Source organism: Pirellula sp. SH-Sr6A, assembly GCF_001610875.1.
In the GTDB taxonomy this organism is placed as follows: domain Bacteria; phylum Planctomycetota; class Planctomycetia; order Pirellulales; family Pirellulaceae; genus JBKCUI01.
In genome coordinates this window covers 6,363,867-6,390,345 of the sequence record NZ_CP011272.1, presented here as the reverse complement: position 1 = coordinate 6,390,345, position 26,479 = coordinate 6,363,867, and the positions used below count along the sequence as shown (strand labels likewise).

The window sequence follows — 26,479 nt, the reverse complement described above, 5'->3', positions numbered from 1 at the left end:
TTTGATTGATCGAGAATGGCTCAAATCGCGTCATCGCATGATACCGGGCATGCGTGACGTGTCGGCGACGATCTACCGGGTGAATGCAGACGGTGGCGTTTCTGACAGCAAGGCCGTGCCGTGCGTGCGGTTCAAAGATGCGTCCTATGTCGAGCAGCGAAGCGAGATGGGGCCCCGGACGATCTACCTCTATAAGGTTCATCTCTACGAACTGGAGTTGGAGGAATGGCGTGTTGAGGAGAACGATGTGCTGCATATCGTCTCGGAAACGCATCGGCTCGATCTGTGGGTGCGATTGGATTCGGTGCTCAATAACTTGATGGGTACTCGGTTCGTATGCACGTGCACGCCAACGATTCAGCCTGAGGGGTTGGAGCAGCAATGAAAGCGCTCGAGTTTGCGAAGAAGCTGCGAAAGCTGGCGAAGTACGATTTCAGCAGGCAAGAAGAACCGCTCAAGCGGGCGGTCGAGTTGGTCAGGGAAAGTGTGGACGAAAACTTCGATCGACAAGAGGATTCCAAGGGTGCTGCTTGGCCGGTTCATTCGGATCTCACGATTTTGCGTCATGGGCCACACCCATTGTTGATACTGACCGGAAAAATGCGAGCGGCTGCGGCAGGCGGGGCTGGTTCCTATCAGAAGCGATTTCAGGCTCCCAAGAAAATGACTTACCACATTGGTATCAACAGCCGGTCGATTCCCTATTTCGGTAAGCACCAGTTCGGAACGAGGAAGATCCCGCGGCGTCAGTTCTTCTACCTGCATCGGAGTGATCGAGTCGCACTTGTTGCTGAGGTGAAAAGGAAGATTCGGGCGAAAGTCAGAAAGGACAATCGATGGCAAGCTTAGCATTTACGGACAACCAAGACGGAACTGGCGGGGTGTTCGTCGTCACAGGATCGGCTGTTGGTGATAACCATACCGTTTTTGTGAGTCGGTTCATGGGTAGCAATACCGATCGCTCGTTCGCACCAGTTGGAAGCCGGGCCGGCAACGGCAGTGTTGCGTTTGCGGGTGTCGTCGGTTGCTACATCGCACATCTAGCTACAATCAATGGTACGGACGTCGCGTTCACGACGCCGAGTGTATTCCGAATCACGAACGGGGCGGTGTCGCTCTATGAACGAGTGCTGGAGGCGGTTCGAGAGTTCGTGTTGTCGCTCGGGCTGCCAGGCGTACCGGCAGATCCATCGAGTCACCAGATCGCCAAGGTGGGCGCGAAGCTCAAGGATATGCTTCGTGGGTCAGATGAATGTGTTTTCTACATCCCGACGGCGGAAGAAATCAGCGGGGAAGATAATTCGTTCATCTCGGTGGAGTATACCGTGAACGTGATCTTCTATCTCAAGGGTAGTAATTCGCTGAGGGGTAAGCTCAGTGAGCTGCTTGTCGCCCGGGAGGATCTGTTCAACTCGATCGAGTCGGTTCCGCTACCGGATGTTCCAGAGATCCACACGGTCAAAGCGAAGCCTGGTGCTGTGACCGATCACAACGCCTGGGGGCAGGGAATGGATGTTTCGTTCATGACGTTCACTGCCGTTGGCGAGCAAAAAGACGGGATGCTCTAGCTCGGACGGAAACCAAATTGGATGCGTTTCCGGTCTTTATTGGTGAAGCGCTTACCAATGGAGAGTCAACATGTCTGTCGATACCGTTACCAAGCCGTTCGAGATCAAGACCCACAACGGCATCATTACGATGAAGTCGATGAAGACGGGGGAGCATCGAACGTTCCGGATACGGACGATGAAGCAAGATGCCAAGTTCGTGCCCGGAAAGAGGGTAGTAGAGCTGCTGCAAGGTCCCGACAACGAGAGCGACTATCGCAGCTTCGGCATGATCGGAGACGATGGTCGTGTCTATCTTTGGAAGAAGCACCAGGGGCAGACGTTCTATGTCTGGGTGGCGGCTGCCCTGCAAGATCCGCAAAAGTTCCTTGACCGTGTGGAGTTCTCGTTTGAAGGACGTTGCCGGCGTTGTAATCGATTACTCAGCGACCCCGATTCGGTGGCGAGCGGAATTGGACCGACATGTTCGGGGACCGAATAGCCCACAAGGGAGGATGGCAGGCAGTTTGAAGCGTGCGGAGCCTTATCGGAATTTGATCCAAACATCCATGCGATCAAAGGGACCGAAACAATGCCAGCAACGAACTGCACAGCCAATACCTCCAGGCGACACGCTTTTGCATTTTCCAACAGCGGATCGACGGGCTTGGTCAATCGGATCGCCGCGCTCAACTTTGGTTTGAAGGGCCAAACCAATGAAGCGAAGGATGAAGGTGTTTCCGGTTTACTTCACTATCGGGCCGAAGATTTCGTGGTCGATAAGACTCGTGTTAGCGGCTCGGTTTCCTTCAATGTCCGTCCAACGGACGCGCGTTGGTTCTTACCGATCATCCTCGGGACCGCATTCTCTGGGAACGTGATCAAAGCCGGGGCGGCTTGCCCGTTCTTCCGGGTGGGGCACGTCGATTATGTTGTGCAGCAGATGTACACCTACATTGACTGCATTGTGGCAAAGGCGACTTTCTCCTCCAGCGATGCGGCTGGCGGACTGCTTCAAGTAGCGATGGACATCGAAGCGACGCAAGAGACCAAGGCGGCTTCGACCGGCTGGCCAACTGGCTTGAATCTAGCTACATCGCAGCCTTTGGTTCATTCCTCGTCGACGTTGACGGTAAACGGTCAAGTGCGACGGATGAAAGACGCTCAGATTGTGATCGACAACATGGTGCTTGCCGACGAGTTCTACAACAGTCGGTACCGTGGGGACTTCCCGTCAGATGGGCAAATGATCCAGTTGATTCACACGACTCCCTTCGACGACACCAACGACGTGGCGCTCACGAACTTGACGGGGCCTATCGCCGCTGAGGTAGTCTACTCGTCTCCGACGATGAGTATCGCTTTCTCGTTTCCAGCGCTTAAAGCCATTCCTGCGGTACCCGAGGTTGGTGGTCGAAACACTCGAGTCACGAATCAATACACGTGGGAAGCCGTCCTGGCCGCGGGAGCTGATCCAGCGGTTGATTCACCTTTGGTCATCACGTTGGATGACACCGTTTAGTTCCACATCCGAAGCCAGCGAGGTTTGAAAGTGAAAAAGTTAATTGAGTATAAGGGCGACAACAGAAAACACTCCGACCTCAAAGAGGCACTGGAGTTGGTGACGTCCCTGAACAATGCTCTGGCCTGCGGGAAGGTCGAGTTTTCCTTGTCGTATGAAAAGGATGAAGGATCGTCGACTCTCATCATTCAAACGATTGCAAAGCCAGCCGATGACAAGCCAGCCGATTCCGAGTAGCACGAACGGACCTCAGGAACTTCTCGATTATCTCCCTGAGGATGACGGTTACACGATTCCCATCTTTTACAAGCCCGCACCTCGTATCCATCGCGAGGTGCGGTTTCGTTATAGGCCCATTGAAATTCTCGAACGGGCGATCCTTGTCGAGTTCAAGGAGCGGAAGGCGGAGCGAGAAGTCGAAGAGATGTTCGCAGGCGTGATTGCAGGACGGATCACCGAATGGTCGCTGGTGGAGAAGGTTGGCGATACGGAAGTCCCAATGCCAATATCCAAGGCGAAGGTCTTGCGGCTCAAACCGCCGTTGTTTCTGCGAATGATCAATACCGTGGTGTGGGGCTTCGATGGTGGGGATGAGGATCCTAAGCTCACTGTTGATCAAACAGCAGAGGACCTCGATCGTATGGCACGTGCCGTGGCGGAAGGGCGGCCGATCAGCGATGTGATCGTCGGGGACCTCCGAAAAAACTAGAGAAAGGGCTGTTGTTCGAGCTCCTCTACCCGAGGACAGCCCAGATCGATTGCAATGCTTGCAAGAAGTACTCGTTCAATCTCAAGACCGGAAAGGTCAACGAGTACGAAGGAGAGGACGGAAAGATGCTTCCTGTTCTTAGACAGGGAGATCCTCCATGTAGCAGTTGCCCGAAGAAGAGCCCGGAAAACGGTCGGCGGTTGCGGCTGCGACTGGAGAATCGGCTCATGCTGGACTTCTATCATCGCTACAAGTCGTGCCCAACGATGCGTTCGCGTTTGTTGGACTGTCCTGTCACGCAGCGTAATATCCGCTTGATCGACAACGTGTTCGAGTTGGCTAAGGCGAAACTCATGAGACGAGCTCAGAAGAAGGCGAGAAAGGTGCACTGATGGCTGCTGATGATGATTCCGTATTGTTTGAAGTGGGCGTCATTGAGAACCCACAGACAGGCAAACGTATCGAGAAGCTGGCTCAGTCCGTGGAGGAAAGCCAAGCAAGGATGCAAGGCGGACTCGCGGCGATTGGTGTCACGGCTGAGTCTGTCAAAGGAATGATGACGGGGCTCAACGCTCAGTTGATTTCCTTCCGAGATAGCTCAGTCGAAACGGCCTCGCAGATTCGATCCGCGATGAGTCGCATCCGGGCCGAAGCGAGCGTATTGCCGAGCGCTGGGGTCGGTGCCTCGCCGTCTACTGCGTCCGAGATGAGTTCGCTTGGGGCAATGGCTGGATCCGGAGTGGGTGTAGCTGCCGGCTCCGTAAAGGACTTGGGAGTTGCTGTCAAAGACACCGGTCCTTCGCTGCAGGACCTGCAACGCGGGCTCGAAAATGCATCCAGCGCGGCGATGGACGCTGGGGACGATATCGATAAAGCGAGGGGCAAGGCGGGAGATCCGATTGCTCTTCGGTTCACCGATGAGCTTACACCCGCTATGCGGAATGTCCTCGACGAACTGTCGGGTATTGCGGAAGAGGAGCTTGCGAAGGTCTCGCAGATCATCGAAGAGTCGATCGACAAGTTGCCGACAGCGGAGCAGCAAGTCACGCAGAAGATTCGCGAAGAGTACGAAGCGAGGATGGTTGCCGCGTCGGAAGCTTACGCTGCGATGGCGAACGATGTCGAAGGGTACATTGCCAAGGAGGGCACGGCGGCGGAGAAAATCCAGGCCAATATGGCAAAAGCCGAAGCCTCGGTGAAGGGCTATCGGGATGCCCATAAAGAGGCTCAAGAGCAGGTCGATCAAGCAACCGTGAAAGGTTTGCGATCTTCGCTTCAAATGGTAAAGGGGTTTGCTGAGCTCGGTCTGATGACCGAGGAGAACACTCAAAAGTTCATGCAAAGCATGGCTGTGATCCAGGGGCTATTCGACATCTTCGAAGGTGGTGTCGATATGCTTGAAGCGGTATCCAAGGGATGGAAGTCCATTTCGAAAGCGACTGAAACTGCTACAAAACTCCAAATGGTGGAGCAGGCGCTGCAGACGACTCGGTTTGCACAAATGCGAGCCTACCACGCGGCGTTGGTTCAGGAAGCTGTATTGGCAAATGCTGCTGCGGTTGCAAATGCGAATCTGGGAGCGGCAAGAAACACGATGCCTGCGATGGGTGTTTCAGGGGGTGTAGCTCGAAACGTTGGTGGACGAGTTGTTGGTGCTGCAGGAGGAGCAGCAACTGGTGGGGCCGGCATGCTGGGGACGGTAGCGACAGCGGGATTGGCTACCAAGTTCCTGTTGCTGGCGGGTGCTGTAGCGGCAGCAACAGGCGCCGTAATCGGGTACAAGGAGATGTTTCAAGGTGAAACTGGTAATCCGAAGTCCATGTCGGGTCGGGCTGGCACTTGGCTGGCCTCAACGGGCGCTTGGGCGATGGAGGGAATCGCAGGCCGCGGTGTCAACAATGGTCTGCAGGCCCTTCCTGGAACTTCCGGCTTAGCACCGGTCATCGGTGATATCTCGTCATTGACTGACAGCAATATCGCTACGAAGCGTATCACTGATGCTCAAAACCGGAGGATTCTGCAAGATAAGCTCAGCGATGAAATGGCGGGAATCGAGAGGGATGCAGGATATGAGACATCAAGAATTCAGTTGTCGGCTAAAACCGACATGGGCCGACAGGCTTACGAGGCTCAAACGGCAAATAACCTCAATGGTCTTGAGCTAGGGGTTAGTTTGTCGATCGATTCCGCTGACCTTGCAAAGCAGCAAAAGATCATCGAGCAGTTCAATGCTGGGTATGCGTTGGATATGCAAGCGGTGGGGGATGCAAAGTCGCAAATTGTAGCCTTGCAAGCGGGGATTGTTGACAACCTGAAAGACCAGTCGGAGCTTGCGGCATCCAAGGGCGTCAAGCAGCTTACCAGCGAATTGGAGATTCAGGCGACAATACGCGCATCGATTGCCAAGCAGGAAAGTAAGATTGCCGAGTTGGAAACGAACGGAGTCGCGTCGGCCGATGAGCTAAATGACGCTTACGAGCATGCGAACTACCTCAATGACATGCTAATAGGCAGTCTCGACAAGCAAAGGCAGATCCAGTCGCAAACAGCGGCGGAACGGTTAGCTGCCGAGCAGGGATTGCAGCAGGAGATTCGATCGCAGCTCGATATACAGACGACTCGTATGCAGCGGCTTGAAGAAATGAGCCGAAATGCAGGCCGAGCCTATGTAGATATGACCGATCTGGAGCGTGCCCAAGCAGATGCAGCTATCGAGAAGGCGCGAGCACAGGGAGGTAAATCGCTAGGACGCGAAGAGAAAGATTTGTTGTCTCGCGTTGGCACTGAGGAAACGGCAAGATTTGTGGACCAGTACTACATGAACAAGCAGGAAGAGCTTGGCTTCTCCCAGAAGTTCGGAGGAGATATCGAAGCCGAGAAGCAACAGATCGCGACAACGAAATCGGTCCTCGAAGCGCAGTTGCAAGCGAGCTACGACGTCAGCGTGTCGGTGAAGATGGATGAAGGAGCGATCGTGGATTCCGTTGTGAACGAGGCAAGCAAGATCATGGATAAGAAAGTCGAAACCATCACACAACAGATCACTCAAAAGATGCAGCAGGACAAAGCAGCTGCATTCCAGTCAAAGGTGATGGAGTCAAGGCTGAAAAAGCAATAGGCAAGCTTTTCAAATGACCCCTATCGCGGTCGCGAAGCGTGGTAAATACAATGACCTCTTAGCTAGTTGGGCCGTGAACCGCCCCTTTCCTTGTGATTTGCATTGCAAGTCGCCATTACTCCAGTACCGATTGCTGTTGCCATGCTGTTTGTTGTTCTAGGTGCTTTCGTAATCGTAGGTGTTCTAGTTGCCATCGTTATTCGTGATAGCAAAAAAAGTAGCGAAGCCAGCGCGGACGAGGCACGCCGATTAAAGATGGCGCGAGAGAGGCTGCCGGTTTTGGCCGCGAAATTGGAGCAGTCTCCAGATTGTGAGTTGTCACAGAAGGAGCTTATTCAGATCTGCCAGGCATTTCCACAATTTGCAAGACCCGTTTACGACTTAGCACTGAAAGCTGTGGCGGCAAGCGGTGGAAGCGTAGCAGCAAAGACGTTTGCCTTGAATGTCGGTCGAGCGTCTTACTCAGTCGGCCGGCCTGAAGGTGCTCCGACAGTTTACGACGAACAAGCCATTCTAAATGACATCCGAGTTCGCGAGTCGGCTGGTCGTGCAGGATAGGAGGGTGCCTGGAAGTTCCTTCCGCACTTAAGGATTCGACGTCCGATTTCAGCTAAAATAGAGACAAATCTGGTCCCACGCGGCCAAAACTCGGCGGGATTGGCCAGGATTTGCCGTCAGGACTGGAAGGATTGCGAGTTCTGGACAATAACTTGACGGTTTGGATGGCAGCAGGCGAACTTCCTGCGAAAGTGGCTCAAAACATCGCCAAAGTGGAGAAAGTGACTTGATCACTGAGTACTCGCCCATCGAGCTGATGGGTGTGTTGAACGACGTCGAAATCAAAAATGCCCCGGAACGATTATTCGTTAGGGGGGACGCGCAACTTCTTCACGGGAATGGTCGCGTTTCCATTGTTGGTTCGCGAAAAGCGTCCCAAGGCGGCATTGGGCGAGCGGCCCGACTTGCGAAAATGCTAGTCGAACAAGGATTCGTTGTGGTGAGCGGGCTGGCCGAAGGAATTGATGCGGCAGCCCACAAATCGGCAATCAGCCATGGCGGGAAGACCATCGCCGTCATTGGAACACCCATCGACAAGGCTTATCCGGCGAAGCACAAAGCATTGCAGGAGGAGATTGCGACTAACCATCTTCTGGTCTCGCAGTTCCCCATTGGAAGCAAGACTTTTCCAAGTTGCTTCCCCATGCGGAACAGGACGATGGCATTGCTCTCTCACGCCACTGTGATCATCGAAGCGGCAGACGGCAGCGGCTCTCTTCACCAAGGTTGGGAGGCGCTCAGGCTAGGGAGACCGCTCTATTTGGCTCGATGGCAGGTAGAAAACCAATCACTGGAATGGCCCGCAAAATTTCTCGACTATGGGGCGATCGTACTAGACGAAGAATCGGTTGTGGACCTGATGCTCAGCCTTCCCAAGCAAATTGACGTAGATGAGCACTCAGCCGCCTTTTCCCTCTAAATTGGTATTTGCTTCTTACTTGGTTTACTCGCCAAAAGGGCTGTCTGATGTTTCGGGTCAATCGCGAAACGTCTGCTACAGCGTAAAGAACAACGGGACTATTCAGGGAATACGTTCCATAGAACGTCTGGCAACCCGAGTAGCCGAAAGTCGCGAGGAGTTTCCGTTCCTCGGAGAGATTCTGGATAGGAAGTGCATCTTGGTTCCTGTCCCTCGCAGCAGCTTGATGCAACCAGGTACACTTTGGCCGTCTGACGTGATTTGTGACGAGTTGTCGAAGAACAATCTAGGCGCTAAGGTTCGATTGCTGCGTCGTCACAAACCTGCTCCGAAATCCTCTACCGCTGGTCCGGGTGGCCGACCTGATCCTGAAGTCCACTTTGAAACCACAGTTTTGGACCCTAATGCGATCGAACTTTTTCAGGTCCCAAAGTCAATCGTTCTCGTTGACGATGTAATCACGAGAGGCTCCACTTTTATCGGAATGTGCGCAAGGGTGAGGACCCAGTTCCCGAATGTGTCAATCTACGCCTTCGCCCTGATTCGAACTGAATCCTACAATGACATTGAATCCGTACGATCTCCCGTGCGGGGAGTGATCAATTACGAAGTAGGTAGGCTTCATAGGGTCCCATAGAGTCCTATGTTTGAAGCTTAACAAGAAGGACGACTAGCTTGGTTGCCGGAGGGGACCAAGTTGATAGTCGTTTACGGCAACTACCGTCATAGGCAGGACAGCACTGGTATCACCGTATCGACCTCGATTGAGGAAAACGAGACGGGAGTGCCTTACCGCGCCGTTACCGATGTCAACATCGAAGGTAGGCTGCGGAATAAGCGATTGGAATCGCCTCGATATCTTGATCCCATCATCCAAGAGATGGAGCTGGCGTACTCCCAGCCCGGGATGGACTTTGGGATGCTCCATGACGATGGCACGCGATCGACCGTTTGGTTTCGCAATGCGGACACGATCGGCGGGATCCGGCCTCGCATGCTGGCCTATCCAAATTATCGCGGGGGCGAATACGTCAATTATCGGCAGTTCCAGATTCAGCTCACGGTAATGCAACCGGTTGTCGGGGCCCCAGAGTACATCCGTTTCTCAGAGTCCCTCTCAATCGACGGTGGCGGGGGTGAATGGGACGTCAAAGAGGTAAATTTTGGTCGCGGCGTGCGACATCGAACCCGAACGCACAAGAAGTGCACGGCCGTCCAGTCTGGCAGTGCCGTTGGGCGTGGCGATTTCCCAAGGGTCCCTCCACCTATATGGCCTTTCGCGCTTCGAACAGAGGAGCCAAAGATCGGCAGGGAAGTTCGGCCTCGTGGTGGCTCCCGCACTGGCAATATTCGGCTCGAAGAGTGCGAAATCTCATGGACATACGAATACGTTTGGCCCGTAAGGCTCGACGGCATTCCTCACTACGCAATTGGATAATTGACTATGCCAAGTAATCGATGGATTGGCCAGGCTGTCGCGTCGCGCGAGACGGTTCAATATGTTCCTCGCAATATCGGACCGGGGGATCGCTTCCAGCTTTCCGACGGGGTGCAAAGGTACGGCTTCACCTATCCGGCAGTTCAGCCAGAAGCGGACACGACGGCCAAAGATCGAGCAAACCGGGTGGTTGAGGCGATCGCGGCTGCAGCCAACCAAAACAACACTGGGAACCTGGGCGGCGGTCTCAACGACGAAGTGGAGATCGAAGTCTCGAACTACGGAGGGCAGCCGTCAATCCGAGTTGCTGGCCTCTCTTCCGGTCGTCCAGTCAGCTTGATAGCAACGGCAGTTCCAGCCTCGCAGAACGCGATCCGGATTTCCCAACTCCAAGAGGGAAGCAGCGGAAAAGATTTCGTGTTTGAACTCAAGTGGCCCGCTGTCCCAACGCTTGGTAAGTGGGCGGTGGCATCCCACGGCAAGTGCCCTGTGATTCTGGCGTACAACGCGAGCGCGACGGAACTGAAAAACGCGATTGAAGATTTCGATTTACCTTGCACAACGGTCGCTGTGACTGGGTCTCATTCGGCAGGGTATGTCGTGACGCTTAGCGGTTTGACGGCTGAGATGCCGAATCCTCCGTTGCTCTTTCCGATCGTGCCACCCCCTCGGACCGAACAAGTCGTCGAGGTGACTCTTTACGAGCATTCGAAGTACCGCTTTGGTGAGACCAGCTACGAGCCGATCTACATCGAAGCCGATGCGTCAGCGGCCGAGTTCAAATCCTACCTGCTCGTCGCCGGGTTGAGTTCGATCCATTTGGCGAATATTGCAGTTGTCCGCACGGAGATTCCTCCCTCCAACGGGTACGACGCTGGGGCGGTGTACGATGTTTCGTTCAACAGCGATGCCGCGTTTGACGCGTTCATGGCATTGCCAAAGTTCCGGATCGGGTACACATTCACTGACAAGGCATATACGAGCGCTGGGACTCTTGCGAACAGTTATCTCTACGACTTCGACTTCTTGAGGATCACGACGGTAGGAGGGTACAAGGTTCGCCTGTACCAACCTCAGATAACCGTTGGTGGTTCGACCCTTAATCCGTTCAACCGATACTGGCACACGAAGGCGCTTCCGGAATATGAGGTCCCTGGCGTTCCGACGACATGGGATCTGGAATACGTGATCAACTCGCCCGTTGTTGGCTACGACTCGAAAGTAACGATCGCTCGCACCACCCGGCTTTACACGGGCGACATTTCGAATGATGGCGTGGATGTCGTGTTCCGGTTTACGATGGATAACGCGACGGTCGTGAACCTGACCTCGGGGCAGATCGTGGTCGCGATTGGGGTGCCGGATGCGGAAGTCCCTCTCACTGTCGATGTTATTTCCGGTGCAGAACGGAACACGCTCGGGGTCGATAACAATGCTGGCTACAAAATCACAACGGTTTCTGGGACGGGCATTACCAACAAAGTGGTTTTGCTCCCAGCTCTCGACCTTAATCATCAATCGCTTTATCAGTTCGAATGGAACGGGCTGCGATCGCATCGCTTCACGGGTGCTTCGAATCGCTCTGATATTGTCGCTGCGGCTGAGTCGGTTTTCGGTGCAGGCAATGTTGCAGTTTCCCTCACCAGTTCTGGCCAGTACCAAGTCGAGTTCTGCGGCGAACAATCGGAGTTAGACGTCGACTTTACCGTCATTCTTCCGGGTAGTTCGGCGGAGTCCGCGGTCGTCGTTGAACCGCAGACGCCAATAAAGGAATGGGTGCTTCGGTACCAGTTCCTCGGCGGTGTGTGTTCTGGGAAGTGGCGGTTCCGCGACGCGTTAGGGACTCCTGCCGGGCCGGACTTCAGTTGGCTTACCGATGAGGAAGTTACGGGTGAAGACATCCTGAACGCTTTGACAGAGATCGAACAAAACTACGGATCGGTCTTGGAACCGACCGATGTAGAAGTTGTCACCGAAGCGGTTGGAAGAAAGTTCTTGGTGCGTGAGTTTACGATCACGTTCCAAGCTCAACCCTACGCAGACCGGGTAGGGGAGGACGATATCCCTTTCTGGATCGACATCGACGTGAGCGATCTTCTGACGGCGGAACCTGCTTTGTCGGTCACCTCGGTCGGGCAGCCTCTGACGGTTGAAATCCAAAGCATCTCGATCGAGCACGCACCGACGTCGGGTCTCTGGAGACTCACTTACAACGGCGCGAACACAACGGACTTGTCGTTCAACGCTAGCGCTGCCAACGTGCAATCCGCGTTGATTGCTCTCGGGCAAACCGTGACAGTGGTGGGGGCTAGTGGCGGGCCTTATCGGGTGATCTGGACGAATCCAGGAGAGCGGTTTTTGCTTACAGGGATCGACCTGACCTTGGCTTCTACCTCGACGCCTGAATTCGACATGGTGGTAGTTCAGCCAGGCACTGGTCCCAATCATTTCGATAACGCTGATAACTGGTCGCTAGGGCGAACACCGGCTGATGGCGATCGCATCGTGTTTGCGGACGGCTCGGTGAGCTGTCTCTACGGACTGGAGTGCTCGACCCTGCCGTCGGGCATAGACGTGTATCGAAGTTGGACAGGAAACATCGGGCTTTCTGAAGCCCGGGACGATGGAAGCGTGGAAACGCTACCGAACTGGCTTCACTTCTCGGCGGTATCGACGTCTAGCTTGCCCATTCGCATTGGGCTTGGCGAATCAGGGGAAGGGCCTGCTGTCTGCCGAATCAGCGTTGGCAATCGTCCAATCGATGGCAATGTTTTGTACACCCAGGCCGGCGCCCGTGTGAAGGCTGTCGCGCTGAAGGGTACGCACGCAAGCAATAAGCTCGTGTGCGTTCAGGGCGACGTGGCTTTCGGCGTGCGCCCCGAAGACACTTGCTCGTTAGAGTTGCTGCAGCTCGTTCCTGGCTCTTCCGGAGAGGACCTTACCTTCTACGCTTCGGAAGGTGCTTCAATCGTCCGCGTGAACCAAATGGGCGGATCCGCGATTCTGAACAAGCCTCCGACGGTGGTGGTGTCGACGGGAGGGTCGATGGTCGTCAATGGGTATGGAGCATGCGAGCTTCTGGACTTGTATGACACGAACGTTCGCTGGCTTGCCAGTGGCGTACTAGGCAAGTCAGGAATCGCGGAGGCGGTCCTGTTTGGCGATACGGAGTCAGGATTTCTTGGTGACATCGACGGTGGGGATGCGTTTTCATCGTTCTCAGGCGGTGGAGGGCTCCTCGATAGTTCTTCGGTTCCGACCGGTATTCGCATCACCAGCGAGGCTCATGGATTGACGTCCGGAGATCGAGTGTATGTTCGAGCCTATTCGGGCGTTGTTGGCGTAGACGGCAAAACTTATTCGGTCCGTGTGGTCGACGAAGACACGTTCGACTTGATTGCTTCGGCCGCGTTCGGGACTCTCGTTGGGTACGAGGGGCAAATGCACTGGGGAGTCGCAAACACGGTTCGCGTGCGTGGTAATGCAATCCTTGACTTCGATTCAGATGGGCGGAGCCGAGATATCGTGGCTCCTGTTATTGTCCAGGGGACCGGAGTGCTGAGCGACCTCAAGGGTACGATCGTGGACTTGCGGATGTGGCCCGAGCAGGTCGAGTCGTTGCTCTACCTCGGAACGCAGGTTGAGTTGCGAAGGGTAAGTCGATGACAGTTTTTGACGTAGCGGGTCGTATCAAGTACGGGACGATCGAAGGTGTTGGGCAGATGTCCATTACTCGGTCTCGAGGGATTCAGCCGGCTACGATCCAGCTCATGCTCCCGAATCAGCCGGAGTTTCCGTCGGGGCCGTCGCCGGTTTTTCTGTATGACGGTAACAACTCGTTCATGTTTCCAGACTGTGCATTCCAGTCGATGGACGTTCAGTTGTCCGATGGACTCGAGTGCTTGGTGACGTTGCTAGACTACCGGTGGCGATGGCAGTACGGACAAGTCTCGGGGGAGTACAACGTCATTCGTGGGGGGCTTGTAGTTCCAAGCTCAAAAAAGAGCGTCGAAGAGCTGGCTCGCATCTGCCTAAAGGAAATGGGGGTGACGAGTATCGACGTGGCGGTACTTAGAAAGATCGATTCGCTTCCGAGCGTGAGCTGGGACTTGGACAATCCGGCTCAGGCGCTCGAGGCTCTGATGAATCAGTTTGGATGCGTGATTTGTCCTCAACTCAATGGCTCGGTGTTGATCGCGAAGCGTGGCGTAGGAAAGAAGCTGCCTCGCATGATCGGAGCGGAGTTCACGGGCACGCTTAAAGTGCAAACGGCTCCCGATGAGATCCATGTCCACGCGAAGCCGACGATCTGGGAAGTATCAATCGAGATTGGGGACGCTGTGGGGGTCGAACGCAGCAAACCGACGGTATCGGATCCGTCTGTCGAGAGCGTGGTCCCAATAGATAAATTGAGCTACACTCCGGTCACGTCCTGGGAGAAGGAGAATCCGCTGATGTTTCCGAACGTCGGGATTAAGGTCCTTCCGGATAAGGATGCTTTGAAAGAGCTGAGCGACTTCGAAAGCCTGGAATTGCGGCGCGAGGCGGATCGCATCCGCGGGCTGGCCCAGGAAAGTATCTGGAAGCTGTACACCTTCAAGTTTCCGATCAAGCTGCCGCAACTCAAATTCGAGATCAAAGACATCAATCAGATCGAGTTCCTAGACGATCTGATTTCCGAGACCGTGGTGGAGTACGAAACCCCGCTGCAAAAGAAGGCGGCGGAGGTCCGGAGGCAAAAGCCGTTTGTGTATGGCCTTTTCTACGATCAGAACGGGTTCGGGAAGAACAATGTTGAGGCCTTCTCACACGATTACGCGCAAGACGCGAGATTGATTTACCAGGGCGGTTTCAGCGTCGATAAGCAGCGAGGCTTGATCTCATTCAGCAATCCGGTCTATCTGTTTGAGACCAAGGCGGGAGAGTTGGTCTATTCGCCTTCTCGGTTGTTCCTTCGAACTGCCATATCGGTGCGCGAGCCAAATAGTCGGGCTCTCTGGCGAGAGGTGTTGAAGATCAAGACCGGATATCGCAATGACTCCAAGCCGATGACACTACGCAGTGACCTCGGGCTGGAGGTAGCCGAACAGGCCGATACGCGAAAGACGACGGATAATAAAAAGGATCTGGAAAAGGAGCTGCGAAAACAGCTCGATATAGAAGTTAAGAAGATCATGCCGGAGATTCCGGAAAGCGGAAGCTACTCGGGATTCATTCCGATAGAGCTGGATGGAACGATCGAGCAGGTTAGTTATCAGATCGACTCCTCGGGGTTTGCAACGACGACGGCAAGTTACGGGATGGAGCATTCGCTCGTGGTCTCATCGCATGAAGAGCGGATGCGGATTGCGAGAACAGAAGCGTTCATCAAACGCAGTGCGGGTATGCTTCAAAACAACGTTCCGGCAGGTCCTAGATGATGATGAACCAACGATACTTTGTGAACGTGTCCGGGGAGAAAGTCCCGCCGTTTGCGGCGATGCAATTGATCTGCCATCCGAAGAAGTGGAAAGAGATTGACGAAGCTCCGCGTAAATCGGATCTGCAGAAGGAGCTCGATAAGCTGCTCGACCTCAAGACCGATCTCGAGGTCGGCAATATGCCAGTGGTCTATTGCACGAAACCAAACCGGGCAAGCCAACTCTTGCAAGATGGTTCCTTGGTCGCATTCAATGGACCAACCGAGGTCCCAGTGAGCGGAACGGGAGTATGCTCCGTCGGCGCGTTCATGAATAAGACGTTAGGGACCGGTGGTTCGGGTGCGGTAGGCTTTTCGCTCAAAGCTGGCTCTTGGGGCCTGTTTCGCGGTGGCATGACGTATGGCCCGTTTCGTTCGTTTTCGACGACGAATACCAAAGTGAATTACAACGGGTCGAGTCAGTTCCCCGTCATGCTTGTGGTGCCGAACCAAGCACAGCAGAAGACCCTTACCCCATTGGGTGCGGCATTTTCACGCGTAGATGGGGTCGGAGAGTTCCCGTTCGTCGGGACCTACTCGCCACGGATAAACGTAGGTTTCTACAGCGAGTTCGGCACAATAGGGGAGGAATACAACGCGGTCGATTCGCTGTTCTATACTCAAGGGGAATCGATTCGATTCGAGGTTCCTGGAAGTTATGAAATCCAGATCTTTGGAACAGTGCGATCCTATGACGCCCCAAGTGAGATTAACGCGATCTCAGTTGACCTCGGATTGAGTTGGAATTACTCAAGCATGGCTGAGTTCATCGACAAGTCGGGTGGTGGCACCCGTGCATCGTTCTTCATATGGAAGTACATCCGAACGCCAGACGGAATGGTCAGACCGATGAGCGTAGATGAAGTGGAGGAACCGGGTAATGCCTACTCATGGGCAAAAACTTCCTTCATCTACGAGGACAACGTCAACATAAAGTCTGGAGGTGCTGAAATGTTTCTTACGCAGCTTGGCTCACCGTATCTGATAATGGAGGATCTGCGGTTACTTGTCAGGAGATTCGATCCTATCGTTTACGGTGAGGTTGTGTTCAATGCCGTCCGAAGGTTCGGATGGGCTCCTTACCAAAGCGGCTTCTCGTCTTCGGACTTTTACGGTCGCGTGTGGAATACGCCATTTTCGCTCGGCCGAGTAGCTATCGTCAATGAATTACCTCAGTTCTGATGGATCGAGCTTATCAACATGTGGAGGCATGCGCCCGAAGCGTCGGCGTGCCGTTCAGTCGAGCAGCGTACCTGAAGTGGTGCAGGAATCCGGGTGACCCGGACAGGAGAAAGATCGAACGGACGTTTGGTCGCGTGTTTGCGCACGTGGTGATGCGTCCAGATGACTGGAGGTCCGTTCAACAGCCGAGCCTCTCGCATGTGATCGCGGTAACATCACTGCCACCATCACTCAAGCCGAGGCATATTCGTGCTGTTCAGTCATGGAAGCAGGCCGGCTTGAACGTCGTATCGATCAACAGCACCTCCGAAGTGAGACAACTTCGAGGTCGCATAGCAGTCGATGAGTTCATCGCGTGCGACGAGCTACCGACCGCGTTCAAGATCCCGACACAATATGTTCACGCAATGTTGCGGCTGGCGAGCAAAGTCTGCGAATCGGTACTGATGATCAACTCCGATATCGAGATCCTCGGTTTACAGGATATTTTTCGGAGGCTCGATGATAACGAGGCAATGATCGGGATTCGGACGAACTACTCAGGATCATTCCAGAACGTGCAACGGGAGCGATGGGGCTTGGACGTGTTCCATCTTCCACGATCCATTGCGCAGTCAGTGCCTGAGTCGATCTATGCGATTGGAAGGCCGTTCTGGGACTACTGGCTTCCGTGGTTGCTGCAGCGTGACCGGGTAAACCTGCATTGGTTTGGTGATGAAGTGTTCTTTCATGAGCGGCATCCCCAAGCATGGAGCAATGCAGATTGGGAGCTTGGGCGAACTTGGTTTGAAGAGACGTATGACGTATCGATTAACTGGGAGATGTGGAGACGTCGTCAGCCATTTCCGCCGAGCAGAGTTACAACGATTTCGTAGATCCGGCCAATTCATCCGAGTTGGTCTCGAAAGGGCGAGATCCGTCCGTCTATGGTTGGAGCTGTTCATGAATCCGATCGATTTGATTTCGCTCCTGAAACATTGGAAGCTACCGACGTCAAACGAGAACCGGCTGCAAGCAGCTTTAGAACAAGTGCTTGTTGAGCTTGAGCTGCCGTTTGAGCGCGAAAAGAGACTCGAAACAGGCATCATCGACTTCTGCGTGGATCGGCTGGGAGTCGAGTGCAAAGTGAAAGGTTCGTACCCGAGCGTGATGGAGCAGGTCGCAAGATACTGCTGCTCGCAGGACATAGACGGCATCCTTGTAGTGACGACCGTCGCCGCGCATCGCAAACTCGACGGGATGCAATTCCAAGGAAAGGTCGTACGTGTCTACTGGCTTAACGTCTGGCAGTAACAAGCCGCTGTGCCGCTTGGTGGGAAAAGAATGGGTTGTGTCGGGTGATCCTTATGTTCTGACTCGTCTGCTTTCGATCTTCCCGTTGGCGAGCCGAAGTAAGCAAGACGAGTCGGTCTACTTGCCAGCCACGCCAGAACAATCGAGGGACTTGCTTTGGTTTGCTCAGCGATATCCGTTGCGAGTCGAGCACGAAAACCATCTTCGCAAGCAAGCGGCGCTGTACGTGCTTCGGCACTCTAAGGCGGATCGCATCCTCTCAGAAGGTTACCAGGGGCGAAGCGTTCAGTTCGCTCGGGGGAAGTCTCCTCGTCCTTATCAAATCGTGGCCGCGGACCTCTGGCGATCGGTGGGGAGTTTGTTGCTCGGTGACGATCTTGGTCTTGGGAAAACGATCTCCGCAATCACCGCGTTAACCGACGAAAATCTTCGGCCCGCCGTGGTCGTGTGTCCGTCTCACTTGGTTATTCAGTGGCGAGACGTGATCGCTCAATTCACACCGGAGCTAACGAGTCACATCATTCGCGATACGATGCCTTACAGTCCCTACGTGCTTGTCGACTGTCGGCACTGCGGGGCGACGATCGACCGCGTGTACCAGCTCGGCGGAAGGAAGAAGCGTTGTCCGGTTTGCCAAACCGAGATTCCGCTCGCGGTTTGTCCTAGACCTGCGGACGTGTACCTCCTGAGCTACAGCAAGCTCCAGCAATGGCCGGACAATCTAGCGAAGGTTTGCCGATCGGTCGTTTATGACGAAGTGCACGGGCTCCGTGGCGGTTCAAGGACGGAGCGATGGAAAGCGGCGAGGCGATTAAGTCAGAAGATGGACTATCGCATGGGGATGTCGGCTACTCCGTTTGCCAACCTTGGGGGCGAAGCGTTCAACGTACTCGAGTGTTTGATGCCCGGCTTCCTCGGAACGGAAGAGCAGTTTCAGACGAATTGGTGCACGAGCGTATCGCTTACGAAGGCTCCGCCTCTTCGAGATCCTGACGCATTTGGGAACTACCTTAAAGAGCAGAAAGCGATGCTGCGGAGGACGGCTGTTGAGCTTGGGCTGCCAGTCCATGATTGTTCGATTCACTACCGCACGGTCGAAGCGGATGCCAAGCTGTTCAACGATGCGACCACTAAGGCGGAGGAGCTCGCTCGGGCGCTGCTTCAAGATGTGTCCAGCAATCGAGGGGCAGCGACGATGGAGTTCGATAGCATGCTTCGGCAGGCAACGGGGCTCGCGAAGGTCGATGCCGTTGCAAGCATGGTTCGGGAGTTCACGGACCAGGGCGAAAAGGTCGTTCTGTTCGCTTGGCACCAAAGGGTGCATGACTTGTTAATGGAAAAGCTGAGCGACCTGCTGCCGGTTCGGTACACGGGCAGTGAAACGAAAGAGCAAAAGGCTGCGTCGGTCAACAAGTTTGTGACGGGCGGCTCCAAGGTGTTCCTCATGTCGCTTCGGGCGGGTGAGGGGTTGGACGGTCTTCAGTTCGTTTCGTGCACCGCTGTGGTTGCTGAGCTGGACTGGACGTGGGCTGTTGTGAAGCAGAATGTCGGGCGGATCGCGAGAAGTGGACAGACTCGGCCGTGCAATGCGTACTTTGCGGTGACGGAGTTTGGGTCCGATCCGATCGTCTCGCAGGTGCTTGGAATCAAGAAAGATCAGCTCAATGGGTTCCTTGGAGAGAAGATGACTGGTCCTCAGAGATCGATCGATGATGCCAACGCGATCAAGCTCATGGCGAAGAGCTTTTTGAGAAGTCGCTCCACGGTTTGAAGCGTCGTGTCTTTATTGCAAGACTGATTCCGAATAGGAGTCATTGTGAAGTCAATTGTGATCAGCGGCGGATGCGCATCGATGGTTAGAAGGGCGCCGGTTGTCTCAAAGGCAATCGTCGAAGTCCTAAGCGATCCTGCTGCGCTGAGCGGTACCGAACTTCGTATTCAATTACGACGAGATGCAGCGACAAACTGGGGCGGTGAGAACCCAGTCCTGTTCGAAGGCGAACTGGGCGTCGACACCACCAGCAAGAATCTTAAGCTGGGAGATGGATCGTCAGCATGGAACGACCTTCCCTTCTTGAGCGTTAAACCGAGCGATGTTTCGTCAGCAATCACAGCCGCCCTCGCATCGTACACCCCGACATCATCCCTCGCCGCCGTCGCAACCTCGGGATCCGCCTCCGATCTCGTCACCGGTACGCTCGCCAACGCACGTCTATCGCCGCAGGTCGTCCGCAGTGACTTCTCTTACCCCGATCCGGCCTGGATCACCGCGATTGCCGCAAGCAAGCTCACAGGGACAATTGCCGATTCGAGGCTGTCTTCGAATGTTCCGTTATTAAATGCGGCTGTTAATGCGTTTTCTGGCGATTTGACCGCATCAGGGAACCTCAGTTCCGCCAATCTGACAGTGAGCGGAATAGCAGCTATGGGGCTCGCTATGCGGAGCGATGTTAGGCTTTATCTCTCTCCGACTAATACAGCAAATCATGGTATTTGGATTCGCAATCTAGCTGGCCAAACTGGCGCGCCGTTTCGCATTACAGATAGCGGTGCCGTAGAGGCGTTTTCCGTTTCACCTGCCGGGAATATCTATTCCACAGGTACGCTGCAAATTGGCGGTACAGCAGGCCACATACTCCGTTGGAACGCGGGTGCATCGTCGCTTGAGGTTCGCGATTCGACCAACGCGTTCTATCGCAAGACGCGGGTAGGCGAGCTGCAAGTTGTTGCTGATCTTGGGGGCAGTACGGCCACTCCGGCGAACGCAAGGCTAGGATTCCTTACGCAGGTGGGCGGGTACATCGCTGGGGCGATTAGTGCTCGAACCTACTCTGCCAACGCGGCGCATGGGGACATTGTCATCTCGGCCAGTGTTAACATGACCACGGGGCAGAATGATTATTCGACCCAGACCGATGACATCGTCCTGCGAGGCAACACGGGCAATGTGGAGATCAATCGCGGGTTGCTGAGCATCGGCATGCCTGGGCAATCGGCTCGATCGCTCTCCATCCTCCCAGTGAACACTGGCGATCGCACTGGCGTGCGAGTATATGACTACGGGGGATTCGCAAGCGCATCGACTCAGTCGAGCTTTGAGGTTACTTACCTGGGCGGGACTTTCGCTGCGCCTTCGACAACTGTATCGGGGCACTACCGAAACCTGTTGAGCTTCCGAACGGGTGGGGCGACCGGCGTGCTCTCCAACGTTCCTTCGTTTGCGATCCGTAGCACGATCGGCTCAGTTATTGGTTCATCATTAAGTGAAGTCAACACTTCGATGATGGTGACGTCGACTGCTACCGGATTAACTATCCCAGTCCAAACCATGTTTGGTAACACTGGACTCGTCGACTTCCCTATCGGCCAGATCCAACTCGGAACCGCTATTCGCCTTAAGAACAACGCTGGCGACTTACAAGTTCGCAATACTGCCGATACCGACTTTGGAGGTTTTTTCGCAGGTGCTGCTAACTTCAGCAATGTTGTATCAGCGAGCAACGGCATCAAGGTTTCTGGAACCGCAGGAATTCAGTATTCAAGCGTTACTCCTGTAGCTACTAGCGGTTCAATTCCGTGGATCGTGTATACCGCTAACAGCAATGCTTTGTTCACCCGTGATACTATCAATGGTCGAATGTTTATGACCATGACTGGTGGGGCCAATTCACCTAGTTCAAACCTGCAGGTTCATGCGAATGCGTATGTCGAAAGCGGGTTGTTCGTCTCGGGCGGTGGCGGCATTGTCTTTGCGAACTCTACACCTGCCGTGGTCGGGGGATCGCACCCTTGGCTAGCGTACACTGCGAATAGCAATGCGTTCTATGTTCGAGACGTCGTGAATGGTCGGATGCAACTCACGCTGGCAGGCGGTGTTGATGCTGTGGCAGCAATCACCACCATTTCATCGCGATTGAATGTCGAAAGTCACATCACTTCCGCTTTCCAATCCCTCTCCTCGGACCCCAGCTCGCTTGACATAGCATCCGGGTTATCCCGTCTAGTCAAGAACACTTCGTCTGGGGAAATAGCCAAGTTCGTCAACGATGGTGGCGTGATCAAGAAGGCAGGATCTACAGTCCCCGGCGTCACCAATCTGGATGGACTCAGCGATGTAACTGTGACGGGCCCTACCGAAGGCCAAGTGATTCGGCATAACGGAACAGAATTCGCAAATCACACTCCGACGTCAACGACGCAGATTTACGATACCCCAGGGACCACAGTATGGGTCAAACCTGCAGGAGCAACCAGGGTAACCGTAATTTGCGTAAGTGGAGGAGGCGGTGGCGGTTCGGGAAGACGAGGACCATCAGGAGAAGCTAGTGTTGGCGGTGGTGGCGGAGTTGCCGGTAGTGTGGGTGTACGCTCATACGTCGCCTCACATTTACCGGGGACTGTCAATTTAACGATTGGTACACAAGCGATAGGTGGAGCAGCAAGAACAACTGACGATACAAGCGGAGCCAACGGAGGGCATGGCGGATCTGCAATTTTCGGTGATGTCGGCAGCCCTATCAGACTAGCTGCGGGAGGAGGTGCAGGTGGAACTGGAGGAGGAGCCGGAACAGGCGGTGGTAGTTCTGGTGGCACAACTGCTAACGTGATTCAAAATCAAAGCGGAGAGGCTGCTTCAACTACAGGAGGAGCAGCAAATAGAGCACCTCTAAACACCCCACAAGCACTGGGTTATTTGCTAACCGGAGGTGCAGCCGGTGGAGGTATTACTACTTCAAACGTAGCTGGTAGGGGAGGTCATCATACCGATCAAGGAGTTCAAGCTGGCTGGCTTGGCATCACAGCTGGTACCGGTGGAGGAGCCGCAGGAGGTGGTAACGGTAGTGATGGACCGGCAACCATCATCGAAACAATCAGCGAAATCGGTGCAATGCTCGGATTCGGTGCCGGTGGCGGTGGTGGAAACACAAGTGGTCCTGGTGGAAATGGAGGCAATGCCCTGGGATATGGTTGTGGTGGCGGAGGGGGTGGCGCGTCGCGAAACGGATTTACTTCTGGCGCAGGTGGCAATGGTGGCAAGGCCGCGATCTTCATCATCACGGAGTTCTGATGAGACAATTCTTAACCAAGCCTGATGGCTCGCTGCCTGATGGCATCACGATTGAGCAACTTGAGTCACTTGGCTTGATCCCCGTAATCCCCACGCTTCCGCCTGCGGTAGACAACGCTCACGTTTGTGTGGACACACAATCTCCTGTCCTTTCAAACGGTGTTTGGTTTCAACAATGGGCTGTAGAGCCGATTGAAACGGAAGAGCTCTCCGATGAGTCCCTGCTCATCCGACTGGCAGAGATTCGCTGGATGCGTGAGTCGAGCGGCATTCGCATCGGTGACCAACAGGTGACAACGCTACGCGAAGAGATGCCTGTTTGGCAAGGGATGCTACTAGACATCACGTTGCGCCCAGGAGCAACAGCCGCGTTCGAATACAAACCGAGAGGGGGCCAAAATGTCTTGCTCTCACCTCAGCAGATAACACGCATCTATGAATGCTTTGCGTGGTACGTGAATGCGTGCTTCGCCACTGAAAGATCCTTAGTCGCCCAAATCGGCACGATCAGCAATTCGCAGATTCTTGATCTCGCGAACGCTGATTCGACTTGGCCACAAAAGCAATTCCAACCTTAATAATCGGGGAAACCATGTCAGAAGTACGATCCGCATTGCCATACATTTCGCATCTCAGAGTCACCAAGCGCCCCACGATCAAGTGGGAGCCAACTGGCTACCAGACTCAGAACGGCGAGGACCTCTATCGCCAAGGAGTCGATCTTCCTGGTATCGAATGCGAAGTAACCCCCTACATGGGATCGGTGAAGGGACCAGCTGCAACCTATCGATTCCCGCTGAAAGCATTCTTCGAATCCGCTTTGGCAAAGTTGCAAGCACTGCCAACGAAGACCGAGCAAGACAACGCAGCAATCGCGAACCTTCAGGCTACGATCGCCAATCCGGAGACGATTTGGGCCGAATCAATTCTGCTCGCCGGAGGCCTGCCCACGCTCACTGCATTGTGGCAGGACGTGTTCTCTGACGCGCTCGACGAATTCACCGAGTGGAGCGATCCGGAGACGTCGGTCGGGGGAATCCCTCTCTACGTGCGCGAAATGCAATGGGACGCTCGCATTCCCTACGAGTCCGCCAAGTCGATCACGCTCAAAGTGGGGCTGTTCGGTGACGAGCAGGAGGAAGGTGCTCCATCGCTGTACACGCTCAGTTTCGAGGACGCCGCGACGCGAGCTCAACGCGAAGCCTACAACACGCAGCTCGTGCAGCGCATCACGCAGCTAACGGCCGCGATCGCCGCTCTTCCTGAAGGCCCGAGCCCCGAGCGAACGCAGAAGGAGCAAGAGCTCGCAGGCTACCGATCGGAAAAGGCCCAACGCGACGCCGTCGAGAACGGGCTCGTGAGCGATCTTCTATCCAACACATCCGTGCAGCAATCGCTCCCCGCATTGTTGCTCGCGATCCTCGGATCTTTGAAAGCCGTCTACTGGCCCGACCTCGACATGCAGATGGTGCAGACGAAGCTCGCGGAGACACTTGGCGAGTTGGCGATCGCCTAAGAACACGACACTTTCCTACAAACCGAGACAACCGTTACTCACCTACGGTCTTCGTAGGTCATGAGAAATGTTTTTATTCTTTATAGTATTTTGATCGATTTTAGATCTCAATTCCGCATTTGTATATAGGTGGAGTTTAGGTAGGGCTCTAGTCGGAGTCCGCTTGGAAGCAAATGGACGTAAATTGCCGTCTCGAGTTTGATTCGTTGCGGGCAATGTTAGTCTTGAATCCACGAGATTCCCTAGCTCCGTGACAAAACTCGTTTCTGGATTTGAGGTGACTCGTGTCAAATGCCTATGGTTACTATAGCTGGGTTTGCTTTATAGATGCACAAAGAGGTGCTTGGTTTGGGCCGATTCAGCAATCGGAAATTCAAAGCTATCAAGCTGGATTTGCGTTGGACGACAACATCAAGTCTTTCACGTTATTTGCTTACTACACGGAAAGACCTACAGGTAGTTTGACATGCAACTTCTCAAAGGCCTTACCGGTTGGCGACGTAGTCACGCCCGCTTCAACTACTTTTAAAGAATGCATCGCCAATTTGGAAAATGGAAGAAATGCTTCGAAGGCCCCGGGCGAGTCATTTAAAGTACAAGCAGACCTGGATACGGCAGACTCTACCATCGAATCTATTTCCTCGTATACATTAGAGGTGCGGGTTTCCGCAGCGAAGACATGGCAGAGGACTGGTGTTTTCGTTCCGGCAAAGACTCTGGTAACAATCAACCAAAGCGATATCTCCGAAAAATGGATAACGCACCCAGACAAAGGCCCGAGCAATGCAAATGGATTTGGCCCTGTTCAAGGCTCAAATAAGTATCTGCTTAATAGCGCGAAAGAAGGGGCATTGATCGCTTCCATTGAATCATCTGAAAAATCAACCAAAGCTGAAATCGGAGCCAGAGGAGAAATTTTGGCTGAACACGATGGGATGTTATACCTGTCCGCTAATGATGAATTAGGTGACGAACTTGGAGACGGGAGAAACGGATTCCGGGATAACCGCGGATCGCTTCGAATTCAAATCCGATTAGCGTAAATCATCGGCAGTAGAGGCACTGATTCCTCCGCGGCAACAATTCATGCGGTTCCGCGATAAAATCTAGGAACCGCATGAATGTGGCAATATACGAGGCAGTCCTTAGTCATTGCGAGCACTCCGCAATCACGGCCGCCAATCTCACCGATGCCAACTTAGCCCGCTCCTGAGCGACTCGCCCCGCATTCTTCAGGTAGGCCTCGGAGAGGTCTACCTTTGGAACTTCGGTGGCCAAGCCTCGACTGACGAGTGCCACTTGGCTCAGAACCTCATCGGTGTAAACGGACTCGATGGCGAACTTGCGGCTTTCGTCGATCCAGACGGTGGGGTCGATCTGCTGCTCCTTGGATCCCGCATCGACATCCAACTTGGCGATTTCGTCAGCGCGACGCTTGACGTCTCCCTCGTCGTATCGATCACCAAGTAGTTGGTCCCACAAAGCGTGCATGTTGCCTCGCTGCGCCGTCAGGATGCGGTTTGCTCCTCGGTCCCCATCCTTCTCCGTAAAGACGCCCTCGACGTACAATGAGCCCGCGTGGCAGGGCTGGTGGGCATCGGCTACGAGGTGAGCGATCCAACAGAGCGCGACAGCTCGATCGGCGTCGGGGCGGTTCTTGTCCCTCAGAACCGACTTACACAGCTCGACGGCCTGGATGAGGTGAAGTTCCTGGGTGGCCAGTGTGGCGTCCGCAGGAACCGGTCCGGGGGCCTCAGGGACCTGCAGCTTAGTCTCGTCCCCGATCACCAGCGATGCTCCAAGCTGGTAGTGCCAAGTCGAGCGATGGTATTCGGGCTGGCGCCGGGCGACGTCGGGCCAGTAACCGATGCGCCCGATTCTCCATGCGAGCTTGCCGCCGTCGGCTTGGATCCCGCTCGGTGGTGCAAAGTCGTCGACGAACCGTGGGTGCGCCTTCATGAGACGTTCGATTTCGGCACGTTCGGCAGCTGAGGAGTTCAGGTAGGCCAGTTGCATGATGATCGCGTGACCGCATTCTGACCAAGCAAAAGCTGGAGCGGAACTGAGTGCGACCATGGCGGTCACGAGAAATGTAAAGAATCGTTTCATCGGTTTAGAAAATTCTGTGAATGCTGATCGACCAAGAAAACT

Annotated in this window: 23 protein-coding genes; 22 read left to right on the top strand and 1 reads right to left on the bottom strand. The window is 54.5% G+C overall.

Annotated elements, in window-relative coordinates:
* Nucleotide 1: 1 nt before the first annotated feature.
* From VN12_RS24895 to VN12_RS24790, 22 genes are all read left to right on the top strand, one after another.
* Nucleotides 2–385 carry a hypothetical protein gene (locus VN12_RS24895; protein ID WP_146679597.1) on the top strand — a complete coding sequence of 128 codons (384 nt, stop codon included), beginning with the start codon at nucleotides 2–4 and terminating at the stop codon, nucleotides 383–385.
* Nucleotides 382–849, top strand: coding sequence for a hypothetical protein (locus VN12_RS24890; RefSeq protein ID WP_146679596.1), 468 nt, complete (start codon nucleotides 382–384; stop codon nucleotides 847–849). Before VN12_RS24895 ends, VN12_RS24890 begins: the two co-directional genes overlap by 4 nt.
* A complete protein-coding gene (locus VN12_RS24885; RefSeq protein ID WP_146679595.1) occupies nucleotides 837–1,568 on the top strand; it encodes a hypothetical protein in 732 nt (243 codons plus the stop codon). Before VN12_RS24890 ends, VN12_RS24885 begins: the two co-directional genes overlap by 13 nt.
* A 70-nt stretch (nucleotides 1,569–1,638) precedes the next feature.
* Entirely contained in the window at nucleotides 1,639–2,049 is a 411-nt protein-coding gene (locus VN12_RS24880) for a DUF6011 domain-containing protein (protein ID WP_146679594.1), read from the top strand.
* Between the two features lie 90 nt (nucleotides 2,050–2,139).
* Complete coding sequence (locus VN12_RS24875; protein ID WP_146679593.1) at nucleotides 2,140–3,069, top strand: phage tail tube protein; 930 nt, start codon at nucleotides 2,140–2,142, stop codon at nucleotides 3,067–3,069.
* 30 nt (nucleotides 3,070–3,099) lie between these two features.
* Nucleotides 3,100–3,306 (top strand): hypothetical protein, encoded by a 207-nt coding sequence (locus tag VN12_RS24870; protein WP_146679592.1) that lies wholly within the window; start codon nucleotides 3,100–3,102, stop codon nucleotides 3,304–3,306.
* The gene (locus VN12_RS24865; protein ID WP_146679591.1) at nucleotides 3,281–3,778 is read left to right on the top strand and encodes a hypothetical protein; all 498 of its coding nucleotides are present in this window, start codon (nucleotides 3,281–3,283) and stop codon (nucleotides 3,776–3,778) included. Before VN12_RS24870 ends, VN12_RS24865 begins: the two co-directional genes overlap by 26 nt.
* Before the next feature lie 11 nt (nucleotides 3,779–3,789).
* Nucleotides 3,790–4,170, top strand: coding sequence for a hypothetical protein (locus tag VN12_RS24860; protein WP_146679590.1), 381 nt, complete (start codon nucleotides 3,790–3,792; stop codon nucleotides 4,168–4,170).
* Nucleotides 4,170–6,896, top strand: a complete 2,727-nt coding sequence (locus VN12_RS24855; RefSeq protein ID WP_146679589.1) for a hypothetical protein — start codon at nucleotides 4,170–4,172, stop codon at nucleotides 6,894–6,896. Before VN12_RS24860 ends, VN12_RS24855 begins: the two co-directional genes overlap by 1 nt.
* A 141-nt stretch (nucleotides 6,897–7,037) precedes the next feature.
* Nucleotides 7,038–7,454, top strand: a complete 417-nt coding sequence (locus VN12_RS24850; protein ID WP_146679588.1) for a hypothetical protein — start codon at nucleotides 7,038–7,040, stop codon at nucleotides 7,452–7,454.
* A 226-nt stretch (nucleotides 7,455–7,680) separates the two neighbouring features.
* On the top strand, nucleotides 7,681–8,373 hold the full coding sequence (locus VN12_RS24845; RefSeq protein ID WP_205855149.1) for a DNA-processing protein DprA: 693 nt from the start codon (nucleotides 7,681–7,683) through the stop codon (nucleotides 8,371–8,373).
* A gap of 697 nt (nucleotides 8,374–9,070) precedes the next feature.
* Nucleotides 9,071–9,811 (top strand): hypothetical protein, encoded by a 741-nt coding sequence (locus VN12_RS24840; RefSeq protein WP_146679587.1) that lies wholly within the window; start codon nucleotides 9,071–9,073, stop codon nucleotides 9,809–9,811.
* Between the two features lie 6 nt (nucleotides 9,812–9,817).
* Entirely contained in the window at nucleotides 9,818–13,477 is a 3,660-nt protein-coding gene (locus VN12_RS24835; RefSeq protein WP_146679586.1) for a hypothetical protein, read from the top strand.
* A complete protein-coding gene (locus VN12_RS24830) occupies nucleotides 13,474–15,231 on the top strand; it encodes a hypothetical protein (protein WP_146679585.1) in 1,758 nt (585 codons plus the stop codon). The genes VN12_RS24835 and VN12_RS24830 overlap by 4 nt, the downstream gene beginning before the upstream one ends.
* Nucleotides 15,228–16,451, top strand: a complete 1,224-nt coding sequence (locus tag VN12_RS24825; RefSeq protein WP_146679584.1) for a hypothetical protein — start codon at nucleotides 15,228–15,230, stop codon at nucleotides 16,449–16,451. The genes VN12_RS24830 and VN12_RS24825 overlap by 4 nt, the downstream gene beginning before the upstream one ends.
* Nucleotides 16,451–17,326: a hypothetical protein gene (locus VN12_RS24820; RefSeq protein WP_146679583.1), complete on the top strand. Its 876-nt coding sequence runs from the start codon at nucleotides 16,451–16,453 to the stop codon at nucleotides 17,324–17,326. The genes VN12_RS24825 and VN12_RS24820 overlap by 1 nt, the downstream gene beginning before the upstream one ends.
* A 67-nt stretch (nucleotides 17,327–17,393) precedes the next feature.
* Nucleotides 17,394–17,744, top strand: coding sequence for a hypothetical protein (locus VN12_RS24815; RefSeq protein WP_146679582.1), 351 nt, complete (start codon nucleotides 17,394–17,396; stop codon nucleotides 17,742–17,744).
* A complete protein-coding gene (locus VN12_RS24810; RefSeq protein ID WP_168164629.1) occupies nucleotides 17,716–19,515 on the top strand; it encodes a DEAD/DEAH box helicase in 1,800 nt (599 codons plus the stop codon). The genes VN12_RS24815 and VN12_RS24810 overlap by 29 nt, the downstream gene beginning before the upstream one ends.
* 45 nt (nucleotides 19,516–19,560) lie before the next feature.
* Nucleotides 19,561–22,812 (top strand): hypothetical protein, encoded by a 3,252-nt coding sequence (locus VN12_RS26675; RefSeq protein ID WP_146679580.1) that lies wholly within the window; start codon nucleotides 19,561–19,563, stop codon nucleotides 22,810–22,812.
* On the top strand, nucleotides 22,812–23,390 hold the full coding sequence (locus VN12_RS24800; RefSeq protein ID WP_146679579.1) for a DUF4376 domain-containing protein: 579 nt from the start codon (nucleotides 22,812–22,814) through the stop codon (nucleotides 23,388–23,390). The genes VN12_RS26675 and VN12_RS24800 overlap by 1 nt, the downstream gene beginning before the upstream one ends.
* A gap of 14 nt (nucleotides 23,391–23,404) precedes the next feature.
* Complete coding sequence (locus tag VN12_RS24795) at nucleotides 23,405–24,328, top strand: hypothetical protein (protein ID WP_146679578.1); 924 nt, start codon at nucleotides 23,405–23,407, stop codon at nucleotides 24,326–24,328.
* A gap of 284 nt (nucleotides 24,329–24,612) precedes the next feature.
* The gene (locus tag VN12_RS24790) at nucleotides 24,613–25,371 is read left to right on the top strand and encodes a hypothetical protein (protein WP_146679577.1); all 759 of its coding nucleotides are present in this window, start codon (nucleotides 24,613–24,615) and stop codon (nucleotides 25,369–25,371) included.
* Nucleotides 25,372–25,477: 106 nt separating this feature from the next.
* Here the strand turns inward: VN12_RS24790 and VN12_RS24785 are convergent, their stop codons facing one another.
* Nucleotides 25,478–26,437, bottom strand: coding sequence for a S1/P1 nuclease (locus VN12_RS24785; RefSeq protein ID WP_146679576.1), 960 nt, complete (start codon nucleotides 26,435–26,437; stop codon nucleotides 25,478–25,480).
* Nucleotides 26,438–26,479: the final 42 nt, after the last annotated feature.